Origin of the sequence: Bacillus sp. AFS041924, from assembly GCF_002577195.1 — a bacterium.
Taxonomy (GTDB): Bacteria; Bacillota; Bacilli; order Bacillales; family Bacillaceae_G; genus Gottfriedia.
The window spans coordinates 1-8,168 of record NZ_NULG01000154.1; the positions used below are offsets into that span (position 1 = coordinate 1).

10 protein-coding genes are annotated in these 8,168 nt (G+C 33.4%); 5 read left to right on the forward strand and 5 right to left on the reverse strand.

Going from position 1 to position 8,168, the window contains the following annotated elements:
- Positions 1 to 205 precede the first annotated feature (205 nt).
- Positions 206 to 1,030, forward strand: coding sequence for a sporulation protein YunB (gene yunB, locus COC46_RS21705; protein ID WP_176545252.1), 825 nt, complete (start codon positions 206 to 208; stop codon positions 1,028 to 1,030).
- Between the two features lie 159 nt (positions 1,031 to 1,189).
- On the opposite strand, the gene COC46_RS21710 is transcribed toward yunB, so the two are convergent.
- On the reverse strand, positions 1,190 to 2,179 hold the full coding sequence (locus tag COC46_RS21710) for a M23 family metallopeptidase (protein ID WP_098811968.1): 990 nt from the start codon (positions 2,177 to 2,179) through the stop codon (positions 1,190 to 1,192).
- Positions 2,180 to 2,357: 178 nt separating this feature from the next.
- Between COC46_RS21710 and lipA the strand changes: the two genes are divergently transcribed.
- The gene (gene lipA, locus COC46_RS21715) at positions 2,358 to 3,242 is read left to right on the forward strand and encodes a lipoyl synthase (protein ID WP_098811969.1); all 885 of its coding nucleotides are present in this window, start codon (positions 2,358 to 2,360) and stop codon (positions 3,240 to 3,242) included.
- A 47-nt stretch (positions 3,243 to 3,289) separates the two neighbouring features.
- Here lipA and COC46_RS21720 read toward each other — a convergent pair whose 3' ends face one another.
- Positions 3,290 to 3,901: a YhcN/YlaJ family sporulation lipoprotein gene (locus tag COC46_RS21720; RefSeq protein ID WP_098811970.1), complete on the reverse strand. Its 612-nt coding sequence runs from the start codon at positions 3,899 to 3,901 to the stop codon at positions 3,290 to 3,292.
- A gap of 92 nt (positions 3,902 to 3,993) precedes the next feature.
- On the opposite strand from COC46_RS21720, the gene COC46_RS21725 reads away from it, so the two are divergent.
- On the forward strand, positions 3,994 to 4,269 hold the full coding sequence (locus tag COC46_RS21725; protein WP_056468720.1) for a YutD family protein: 276 nt from the start codon (positions 3,994 to 3,996) through the stop codon (positions 4,267 to 4,269).
- Positions 4,270 to 4,520: 251 nt separating this feature from the next.
- On the opposite strand, the gene COC46_RS21730 is transcribed toward COC46_RS21725, so the two are convergent.
- Together COC46_RS21730 and glpX are read right to left on the reverse strand one after the other, a co-directional pair.
- A complete protein-coding gene (locus COC46_RS21730; RefSeq protein ID WP_098811971.1) occupies positions 4,521 to 4,790 on the reverse strand; it encodes a DUF3055 domain-containing protein in 270 nt (89 codons plus the stop codon).
- Positions 4,791 to 4,803: 13 nt separating this feature from the next.
- The gene (gene glpX, locus COC46_RS21735) at positions 4,804 to 5,772 is read right to left on the reverse strand and encodes a class II fructose-bisphosphatase (protein ID WP_098811972.1); all 969 of its coding nucleotides are present in this window, start codon (positions 5,770 to 5,772) and stop codon (positions 4,804 to 4,806) included.
- A gap of 148 nt (positions 5,773 to 5,920) precedes the next feature.
- Here glpX and COC46_RS21740 point away from each other — a divergent pair, with 148 nt between their 5' ends.
- Entirely contained in the window at positions 5,921 to 6,370 is a 450-nt protein-coding gene (locus COC46_RS21740) for a DUF86 domain-containing protein (protein WP_098811973.1), read from the forward strand.
- A gap of 74 nt (positions 6,371 to 6,444) precedes the next feature.
- Positions 6,445 to 7,215 (forward strand): TIGR01457 family HAD-type hydrolase, encoded by a 771-nt coding sequence (locus COC46_RS21745; protein WP_098811974.1) that lies wholly within the window; start codon positions 6,445 to 6,447, stop codon positions 7,213 to 7,215.
- 111 nt (positions 7,216 to 7,326) lie between these two features.
- On the opposite strand, the gene COC46_RS21750 is transcribed toward COC46_RS21745, so the two are convergent.
- Positions 7,327 to 7,848: a phosphatidylglycerophosphatase A family protein gene (locus COC46_RS21750; protein ID WP_098811975.1), complete on the reverse strand. Its 522-nt coding sequence runs from the start codon at positions 7,846 to 7,848 to the stop codon at positions 7,327 to 7,329.
- Positions 7,849 to 8,168: the final 320 nt, after the last annotated feature.

Genomic DNA, 8,168 nt, shown 5'->3' on the forward strand with positions numbered 1-8,168 from the left:
CGAGCACCTGTAGTGGAAATCCACATCACATAACTTAGTTATCAGTGATAATTTCCTGTAATAATTGACAAAGTCTTTTTTAGAGAAGGTAAACTTTTTTCACTACAAGGAATTAGAAAATTACCCCTTAGCTATAATTTGACATGTCATTTAAGAATGAACAGACAAAGACATGCATACCCATTAGTAAGGGGGCATGGTTACGATGAAAAGATTTAAGTACAGGCGTGTTCCAAAGAATAGATTTTTTGTAACGAAAAGAAGATCAATCGGAGCTTTTAAAAATGGTGCAACTCAAGTAACTCAGTCAATTCGTAATATACTCCCAAATAAATTTATAGTGATTAGTATTGTCTTACTATTTTTTTCCTTATATGCCTTTTGGGAAATTGACAAAATTTTCTCTCCGACAATCTTAAAATATTCTGAGAAACAAACAAGCCGAATTGCATCTTTAGTTATTAACGAAGCTTATGAATCTGCTTCTAAAGAACTGCAAGGACAGGATATTATCATTCGGGATGTAGATGAAAATGGAAAGGCAGTCATTAGTACGAATACATATATAATCAATAAAATTATTAGTTCCACTACTCAGCATGTTGAAGAAAATATACGTCGTGTTGAAAACGGGGATATATCATTTTTATCTTTATCAAAATCAGAAATGAAAAAAATGAAAGCAGATCAAGATGGGTTTTATTTAAAAGTACCTATTGGTGTCGTTACAAATACAGTGCTTTTAGGTAAACTAGGACCTACAATACCAGTTCGTTTTTCTGTTGTAGGTGATGCAGTAGCTAATGTTACACAGGAAGTAAAGCCATTCGGGTTTGATAATTCTGTAGTTGAAATAATTATGAATGTAGAAGTTAATATGAATGTCATTATTCCTTTTAGTACGAAATCAACAAAAGTGAAAGTAAAAGTCCCAATTGCTACAGAAATAATTGATGGAGAAGTTCCGAACTATATACCATTTACTCCTAATACACAACAAGCTTCACCATCAACAAATGGAAAAAAGTGAGATTATAAAAAGAGCAGACTAACTTTGTACAATAGTATAAATTAGTCTGCTTTTTTATTTCACATTTAAGAAAAGAAAAAACGGCTTAGTTGCCCAATTTTAAGTATTAAGTATAAGTTCAACTAGAGCCTAAAGGCTTGCCAAGTAAGCGAGTATTTTTTATTTACTTCTATCTTGTCGCTCCCATTGGCGTAATCTTGGATAAGGATCAAAAGACCACTCTGCATAGCCATTATCTTTGTAAATACCATAATGTAAATGTGGAGGAAACTTTCCTGATGTACCAGGAGGCCCGTACCCAGTACTTCCAACATATCCAATGAGTGTACCAGGCTCTACTACTTGACCTCTTTGAATGTCTTTATTAAAGCCCCCTAGATGAGCGTAATAATGATAGTTATTATTTAGGTCTCGAATTCCGATTCTCCATCCTCCAATTCGATTCCAGCCCTTAGTTTCAATAATTCCATAGCAAGTGGATCTTACAGGGGTACCATAGTTTGCAAATATATCAGTACCTTCATGAACCCTACGTCCCCCGAAGCTTCGAGGAGCCCCCCATGTGCTACGATAACTATGTGTACTGCGAATTGGTAATGGGAAAGCATTGCCTTCTATATTTAACTTACCATAATATTGATACAATCGAGCATATTCATCGATAATATCAACGGTGACAGCTCTTTGGTAATAATCCCATAGCATCATTCGAATATATTCTCTCGATTGGCCATAGAAATGTAATCGATGAATTAAAGTGTACAAAATGTCCTCGTCGTCTTCAAGTGATGCTTTACCATCATTATTTCCATCTAATCCAATTCCACTAAATAAATGAATAGTAGGAGCGTATGTATCCTTTTTAACTGGATTCGATAGGCCGCTCCAATCCTCTGGCTTAATATAAATTGAGAGGACACCGTTTTCACGCTTTGGTATATCGTTTCTTACACTACGTACATTTCGTTCATAAGTATCGATAGCAGCAAAGTAATACCAAGGAATAAAGGTTAGTGTTTCACCTTTTTTATATAGGGCCATTCGTTCTTTATTAAGCTGAGCTTGATCAATTTCTTCTGCATTTGTAAATGATGGCACAATGAAGGTAACCACCATACAAAAGAGTACAATTATTTTTTTCAAAACCATCATCCTTTAAATTGATTTACATCTATAGTTTGGTTAAAGGAGCAACTTTCATAAATGGAAATTATAGGGATAATCAAACGAAAGTTTTTCATATCTGTGAAAAATGTAGTAATATATAAACTATTGGAAGAAAAAAATGAAATATGTCGTAAACGAATAAACGTTGGAGGAATTTCAAATGGCATCGAAAAAGGAAGAATATTTAAGAAAGCCAGAGTGGCTAAAAATAAAATTAAATACAAATGAATCTTACACAGAATTAAAAAAAATGATGCGTTCAAAAAATCTTCACACTGTTTGTGAAGAAGCTCGTTGTCCAAATATCCACGAGTGTTGGGCAGTTAGAAAAACAGCTACTTTTATGATTTTAGGGGCTGTTTGTACTCGTGCTTGTCGTTTTTGTGCTGTAAAAACTGGTTTACCGACTGAACTTGATCTACAAGAACCAGTTCGTGTAGCTGAATCTGTAACACAAATGAACTTAAAGCACGTAGTAATTACGGCAGTTGCTCGTGATGATCTAAGAGATGGTGGAGCAGCGGTATTTGCAGAAACAGTTAGAGAAGTTAGAAAAGCGAATCCGTTTACTACAATTGAAGTTTTACCATCTGATATGGGTGGGAAATTTGAAAACCTTAAAATGTTAATGGATGCTAAACCAGATATTATGAACCACAATATTGAAACAGTTAGAGAGTTAACGCCACGTGTTCGTGCAAGAGCTACGTATGATAGATCTCTTGAATTTTTACGTAGAGCAAAAGAAATTAACCCTAGCATTCCAACAAAATCAAGCATCATGCTTGGTTTAGGTGAGACAAATGAACAAATTTATGAGGCTATGGACGATTTACGTGCAGCAGGTGTAAATATTATTACGTTAGGTCAATATTTACAACCAACAAAAACTCATTTAACTGTTAAAAAATATTACACTCCTGACGAGTTTGCAGCTCTTAAAGAGGTAGCTCTAGGTAAAGGATTCTCACACTGTGAAGCTGGACCTTTAGTTCGTTCTTCATACCACGCTGACGAACAAGTTGAAGCAGCTAAACAAGCATAATAAATAAAAAGCACTAGCCATTAGACTAGTGCTTTTTTAAATGATGATTATTTTGAAATTTGATCAAAATGCAAACTTTGTTTATCCACATCAAAGCCTTCAGATAATTCTTTAATTTTTTGCTCTAATTGCCCATCATTTAGCTGACCGTACTTGTTTAGATCCTCGATATTATTAATATTTTGCATTGAATTTGACGTAAAGATATGATAATAACTTGGTAGTGCGGATTGAGCCGTTTTTTCAACCTGTTTTCTAACTAGTGCTTTATTACCATTTGAGCGATAAGCAATCAATACCTCTTGGTCTGTAACTAGAGCAGCTGCATCATCTACTTCAGGAAGCTTTACAACTAAGAAAGAAATGAATTGTGATACTTGCTGTTTGTCAATTGTTAGAGTATATTCGCCATCTTTACCTAAAACATCTTGCTTTTGTAGTCTAGAAAAGCCATAATCTTTGTAAGAGTTATTTGACATTTTTGCATTTACGTCACCTAATTCCATTGGTTTTGTATTTAATTGTTTAGGTGTAGGATTTGTCCGATGTTCATTTTTATATGTTACATCCTCATATTCAAATTGTCTCGAATGACTTGGTCCAAAAGAACAACCAGTTAATAAAAATAAAGTTAATAAACAGACTAAATATTTTCGCATATTAAATACCACCTTTTAATAATCAATGTAAAATTAGTATGCCAAATATATTGGTTACATATTTATGGGAGTAAAAGGAAGGAGAATACACTTTGGTTTGCATACAGAATATTTGTTATGAAGTAGTTGAAGATTACCGTGAAGGATTTAATGAAGAAGCCTTTAAAGCGAGATATGCAGAAATCCTTTCAAAGTATGATTACATTGTAGGGGATTGGGGCTATGAGCAGCTAAGATTAAGAGGATTTTTTGATGATTCTCAAAAAAATGTTCCATATGATTCAAAAATTAGTACATTACGCGAATATATTTATGAGTACTGTAATTTTGGCTGTAAATATTTTGTAGTTAAAAAAGTAAAAAATTAAATGATGGGGAAACCCATCATTTTTATTTTTACTTTTTTGAGGGAAGAGGGAATAGTTAATTTTGTGGATAAAATATTTTTTGATTTTTTGAAACAATAAAAACCTTGTGGATAAGTTTGAATCTTTCAACAAAAATGTGTATAAGTATAGAGTTAATCACAAAAAAAGTGGACAACTTTAAAGTTATCCACTTTTTTTCAGATTATTTAATAAAAACAAATAATTTATCCACAAAGAAAAGTATTGAAAAATTAGTAAATAATTTCACTTAGGAAATCTAATAACTCGGCAGCCTTTTCTTCAGAGATTCCAAAAGCAAATTCTAAGTAACCTTCTTCTTTTAAATCATCTGGACCAATGATTGCAAATCGATTACTTTGCATATCCATTATAATAACTTTACCATAATGATTATCAGAATATAATAAAGCAAGATCATGTCTTTGCTCTTCGCCCATAAAGCTTACAAAACGAGTCTTTGCTTGAATAGTGTCATCATACAAGAAAAAACGATCTGACATTTTTATTCCTCCATTAAACTAAAATAAGATTTGGTTTGTAGCCTAAATGATGATGAGCTTTAATATGTCGTACAGTTTTTGTTTTACTTCTCATCACAATTGAATGGGTTTCGACCAAGTCTCCACCTAGAAAAGTAACCCCTTCTAGTAATTCACCCGAAGTAACTCCCGTAGCGGCAAAAATTGCATCGTCACCTTTTACTAAATCATTTAAAGTTAATAATTGTCTTGGGTTATTAAGGCCCATTTTTATACAACGTTGTTCTTCTTCTTTATTCATCGGTACTAAACGAGCTTGCATGTCACCACCGAGAGCTTTAATTGCTGCTGCAGCTATGACACCTTCTGGAGCACCTCCAGTACCTACAAAAAGGTCTATTCCTGTTTGAGGTAATGCTGTTGCAATAACTGCGCCAACATCTCCGTCACCAAATAATTTAACTCGGGCCCCTTTTTCGCGAATTCGCTCAATGATTTCCTCATGACGAGGACGTTCCTGGACAATTACCGTTAAATCACGTACACGTTTATTGTTTGCTTCGGCAATAATATCAATCGTTTTTTCAATTGGATCATCTAATGATATTTTACCAGCGGCACGTGGACCTACGGCTATTTTTTCCATGTACATATCAGGTGCATGGAGTAAGTTGCCTTTATCAGATATTGCAATTACAGCCATAGCGTTAGCATGACCTTTTGCAAGGATATTTGTGCCTTCTAGAGGATCAACTGCAATGTCTACCTCGGGACCATTACCGGTACCTAATTTCTCACCTATATAAAGCATTGGCGCTTCATCTAGTTCACCTTCACCAATTACAACTGTTCCTGCCATATTCACTGAATCAAACATTGAACGCATTGCAGAAGTTGCAGCGTCATCAGCTTCATTTTTCTTACCGCGCCCCATCCAATGTGCAGAGGCAAGAGCAGCTGCTTCAGTAACTCTTACAATCTCAAGTGCTAATTCACGCTCCAAAAGTCCAACCCCCAAAAATTATTCACCTATATAATATAACAAAAATCGGTAAGAAACGCTTTCATTTGTCGATTTTTTTCGAATTTAGCTATAAAATAAATATAAGTCCATAAAATGTAGAAGATAGAATTGAGAAGGAAGTGTACATATGTACTTTGTAAATCGTCAAAACATATTAGATCGAATTGAAATAATAAATTCAATGCTTGAATATTATGCGTCAAATAATCAGCCAAAGAATAAGACAGAAGAATTAGCTTTGGAAAGAATGACACATCTCATGATTGACAGTATGTTAGATATTGGTAATTCCATGATTGATGGCTTTATAATGAGGGACCCAGGAAGTTATGATGATATTGTTGATATTCTGATGGATGAAAAAGTAATTTCAGCATCAGTTGGTGACTCAATAAAAAAATTAATTCCGATTCGAAAACATTTATTCCAAGACTACACATCTTCAATTACAGAAAAATTAGTGTTGACCTTAAGTGAAAATATAGAAGCATATAAAGAATTCCCGGTTGCAGTTCAAACTTATCTTGATAAAGAACTTGGAGTAATTAATGCTTTTAGTAGTGATAAGGAAAAATAATTTTAATAAATTTCCTTTAAAAAATTTTGATTATGAGACAGTTTTTTGAAGTCTGATAAGTAAGGAGTTGCAATATGAAACAATATAAAGGATACTTAATCGATTTAGATGGAACGATGTATCGCGGTGAGGAGCAAATAGAGGAAGCAAGTCTGTTTATTAAAGCACTGAAAGAAAAAAATATTCCATATCTTTTTGTGACGAATAATTCTACGCGTAAACCAGAACAAGTTGCAGATAAACTTAATTCCTTTAATATACCAACTACGAAAGAACAGGTCTTTACAACAAGTAATGCCACTGCAAATTACATAAAAGAAAAAAAGGCTGATGCTACTGTCTATATGATTGGTGAAGAGGGCTTACAGTTTGCCTTAGAGGAAGTTGGATTAACGATTACTGATGAAAATCCTGATTTTGTTGTAAGTGGTTTGGACCGAAGCATTAATTATGAGAAACTAGCAAAGGCATGTATTGCTGTAAGAAATGGCGCAACATTTATTTCAACGAATGGCGATATAGCGATTCCGACCGAAAGAGGTTTATTACCTGGTAATGGTTCATTAACATCTGTTATTGCAGTATCTACTACTGTAAAACCAATCTTTATTGGTAAGCCTGAATCAATCATTATGGAACAAGCATTGAAAGTTCTTGGTGTTGCAAAAGAGGATACATTAATGATTGGGGATTACTATGATACCGACATCAAGGCTGGAATCAATACAGGAGTTGATACATTAATTGTTCATACGGGTGTTACTACGAGGGAAATGTTAACAAATTATGAAGAGCAACCAACTTATTCAGTTGATTCATTAGACGAGTGGATAAAGAATATATAAGTCATAACACAAAAGGCCTGCAAGGAAATAGATGCTTGTGGGTTTTTTAGTTTTTTACCAATAAAAAAGAGGGAACTCAAAAGTATTTTTTAACTAATGAGCCCCTCTTTTTTATTCATTTTCAGCTTTAATTTGATCAGCCTTTTTATGTGCGGCACGATGCGCAAGACGACTAGAAGCAGCTGCTGCAATAGCTCCAACAATATCATCTAAAAATGTATTTACTAATCCTGTTGATTTATCATTTAATCTTTCTAATATTCCAGGTTTTAATTTATCAATATAACCGTAATTCGTAAATCCAATTGAACCATATACATTTACGATCGATAAGGCAATTATTTCATCAATTCCATAAAGGCCTTCATCTTTTTTGATAATAGTCAACAACGGCTCCTGAAGTTTATCTTGCTCTGCTAAGATATCTAATTCAATACCAGTAATGATGGCATTTTGTATCTCACGTTTCGTCAAGACTCTTTCTACATTGTGTTTACACTCATCTTTAGATAAATTTTCATGGTATTTACTTTGTAAAAAGTAAACTAAATCAGCAATATCATCGAGTGAAACACCTCTTTTTTGTAATAACGATAATGCAGTCTTTTCTAGATCGTGATTTAAATAATCCATTTCATCACCTTTTCCTTATCGATTGATTTAATTACTATAAAAATAACTAAAATGGAGATTTCATTAATTAATTAAAGCTTTTACTATAATTATTTTTAAGAAATAAGAGGATTAATTATATATGATTCGATATATAAAATAATTCCCCTTTATTAAAAACAGAAAACCAAAAAAATATAACCAAGTTAATTGAAAGGTTCTAAAGTTCTTAGCAACAGACATCATATTTTGGGATGTCTAAAAGTAAAAAGCAAGCAAGCAACTTTTCTTGGTTATTGTCTTATGCTTGTCGGGTCTGACCAACCCGCCTACACTTTTCG